2 protein-coding genes are annotated in these 3807 nt (G+C 30.6%); both read left to right on the forward strand.

The annotated features are described in order from the left end of the window. Positions 1–164: LPXTG cell wall anchor domain-containing protein (locus LPC13_RS17230; RefSeq protein ID WP_407080860.1), on the forward strand; the 164-nt coding region annotated here is incomplete at its 5' end. Positions 165–406: 242 nt separating this feature from the next. Next, a partial coding sequence (locus LPC13_RS16560; protein ID WP_234089022.1) for a galactose-binding domain-containing protein occupies positions 407–3807 on the forward strand: 3401 nt, incomplete at its 3' end.

Below are 3807 nucleotides of genomic sequence, written 5' to 3' on the forward strand. Positions count from 1 at the left end.
CAAATAATAATAGCGGAACTGCAAACAGTGGAAGCACTACTGGAAATTCAAATAGTGGAAAGTTACCACAAACAGGAGCAGCAGGTGTAGCTGGAACATTAATCAGTGGAGTTATTGCTTTACTTGGTGGATTAGGTTTAACTAAAAAAAGAAGAAATAAGTAGAATTAAATAAAAAATGCTCCTGATAAATTATATGTTTATTGGGAGTCATTTTTATATAATATCTTTATTAAGAATGAAGATATTCATTAATATTACAATATCAATTTTATAATATTAATTTATAGAGGGGGTGTATTAACATAATAAAACTTATTTACACAAATATGGAATAGATGTATAATTGTTATTGAATGGTTATGAAAAGGAATACATTAGTAAATTATTATTAGGGGGAATTAAAAATGAGAGGAATGCATAATAGAAAAGCATTTAAAAAAGTATTACCACTATTCTTAGCATCTTCTATGGTGCTTAGTAATATTAGTGTTTTTGCAACTGAAAATACTAATGGTGAGAGTAACTTAGCGTTAAATAAGACAACGTTTTCGTCAGGAGATGAAACAGAGGGATTTAATTCAACTAAGGTGACAGATGGAATTATAAATAGAAATGCTAATAATGGAGAACAATCAAGATGGGCATCTGTTAGATATGCTGAAAACCCATATGTAGGTGTTGATTTAGGAGAAAAAACGGTATTCAATGAAGTAGTAATTGAATGGGAAAGAAAAAACATTAATTCTTATGAAATACAAATATCAGATGATAAAGATAGTTGGACAACTATTTATACTGGTACAACAGTTAATAATTATAGAGATGTTATAAGTTTAGGAAATCAAGAAGCAAGATATGTTAGAGCTGTTGTTAAGGAATATGATCCAGCTGAAGAAGGATCAACTATATCATGGGAAACTGTATCTGTATATGAGCTAGAAGTTTATAATAGAGATTCTGTTGTAAGACCAGAAGCTGGAGTTAACATAGCTTTAAATAAAACTGCAACAGCATCAAGCCAAGAAGGTGGTACAAGTTTTTCAGCAGCTAAGGCATTTGATGGAACAATTGATAGAACATCTACAAAGCAATCAAGATGGGCAAGTGCTGTATCATCAGAAGATCAATGGCTAAAGGTTGATTTAGGAGAAGTAACTGAATTTGATAATATAGTAATTGAGTGGGAAAGAAGAAATGCACCTAAGTATAGAATTCAAGTATCAGATGATGATGTTACATGGAATGATGTATATACTGCAACTGCTGCACCAGCAAACTTTAAGGATATTATAAGTTTAAATGAAAAGGTTAGAGGAAGATATGTAAGACTTTATATTGATGAACATCTTGCAAACTCAGAAGGCGTTAATTGGAATACTGTATCTGTATATGAATTAGAACTTTATAATGGAGAAATTCCAGAAGCTCCAAAAACAGCAGCAGAAGTAGCTGCAAGCTTAAAAGTTACTGCACCTACAGAAGATGCTACTGTTCTTAAAATGCCAAGTGTTCCAGAAGGATTTGAAATATCATTTATTGGAGCAGATTATGAAGAAGTTATCGATTATGATATGAATATTCATAAGCCACTTGTAGATACAAAGGTTGTTGTAAATTTTGAAGTTAAAAAAGGTGATGAAAAAGCTACTTCACCTGCATTTGAAATAATTGTACCAGGTCAATATGAAGTTGAGGGAAATGTTAAACCAACTGTTATTCCAGAATTAAGAGAATGGGCTGGAAAGACAGGAAATTTTGAAATATCAAACAATTCAAGAATAGTACTAAATCCTACTTCAGCAGAAGAACTTAGAGAAACAGCAGAAACTTTTGCTAATGATTATAAAGATATAGTAGGAAATGATATTGAAGTTGTTGTATCAGATGCTCCACAAGCAGGAGATTTCTATCTTTCATTAACGTCAAATTATCCAGAACTTAGAGAAGAAGGTTATTATATGGATATTGATGATGTTCTTAGTGTAGAAGGAAATGATGCATCAGCAATATTCTTATCAACAAGGAGTATTCTTCAAATATTAAAGCAAAATGGAACATTTATAGAAAAGGGACTAGTTAGAGATTATCCTCAATACGATGTAAGAGGATTTATGCTAGATGTAGGAAGAAAGCCTATTTCATTAGATTTCTTATATGAAGTAATGCAAAATATGTCATGGTATAAATTAAATGATTTCCAAATTCATTTAAATGATAACTATATTTGGTTACATGATGATTATCCTACAGATGCATTAGAAAATGCATATTCAGGATTCCGTCTTGAGTCAAATGATGTTGGTGAAAATGGATTAAGATTAACATCAGAAGATATGTATTATACTAAGGAGGAGTTTGGAAACTTTATTGATGATTCTAAACTTTATGGAGTTAATATAGTTCCAGAAATAGATTCACCAGGTCATTCATTGGCATTTACAAAAGTACATCCAGAGTATGCTTATGGTAATGGGCAAGGTGAAAATGCAGCAATGCTTAATGTGAATGATGAAAAAGTTGTTGATTATATAAAAAGTATATTTAGTGAGTATATGGATGGGGAAAATCCAGTATTTAGAAATTCAACTGTTCATATAGGAACAGATGAATTCTACGGAGGAAAAGAAGAGTATAGAGCATATACAGATAAAATGTTAAGATTTATAAAAGAAGAAAAGGGCTCTAATGTAAGAGTATGGGGAAGTTTAAGTAATAAGAATGGATCAACACCAGTTTATTCAGATGGTGTTGAAATGAATATATGGAATTCCGGATGGGCTAATGCTCAAGCTATGTATGATCAAGGATATGATTTAATAAATACAGAGGATTCATATCTTTATTTAGTTCCAGGTGCAAATTATTATTATAATTACTTAAATCATAGTTGGTTATATAATAATTGGGAAGTAAATACTTTTAGTAACGGAGTTACAATACCAGAAGGATCACCACAAATGAACGGTGGAATGTTTGCTCTTTGGAATGACATGATAGATAATAAAGCAAATGGAATAGTTGAATATGATATATTTGATAGAATCCTACCAGGAATGCAAGTATTATCAGAAAAAATGTGGGGAGAAGCTGATGATAAAACATATAATGAATTTGTAGAAGTAGCTGATGAAGTTGGAGTTGCACCTAACACTAATCCAAGATTTGAAGTTGAATCTGAAACTGAAAAGGTTATGGAATATGACTTTAATAAATTTGAAAATAATACAGTTGAAGATAAATCAGAAAATGGATATGATTCTACTGAAATTAACAATGCTTCAGTTAGTGATGGAGTATTAGAATTAGAAGGTGGTAATAGTTACATTAAAACTGGAATTAATAATATGGGACCAAATTATTCAGTTTCTTTCAGTGTTAAGAGAGATGAAAATAGTGATGATAGTGAACAAATTTTATTTGAATCATCAAAAGGAACATTTAAGGCAGTACAAGCTGGAACTGGAAAGTTAGGATTCTCAAGAGAAGGGTATGACTATTCATTTGATTATGAATTACCTAAGGGAGAATGGGTAGATATTACTGTTGTTGGTAAATTAAATAAAACAGAAATTTATGTAAATGGTGAATATGTTGAACAAATATTAGAAGAAGGTTCTAATATCAAATATACTACATTCGTATTCCCATTAGAAAAAATAGGAAGTGAAAGTAAAGCATTTAAAGGGCAAGTTGATAATTTAGTAATAACAAATGAAGCTGTTATTACTGATGAAACAGTTATAGATTCAACTAATTTTACAGTTACATCTGATAATGAAAATGCACTTGTAAATGGAGTTGAAGG

The sequence above is a fragment of the Clostridium celatum genome (assembly GCF_021412605.1).
Lineage (GTDB): Bacteria > Bacillota > Clostridia > Clostridiales > Clostridiaceae > Clostridium > Clostridium celatum.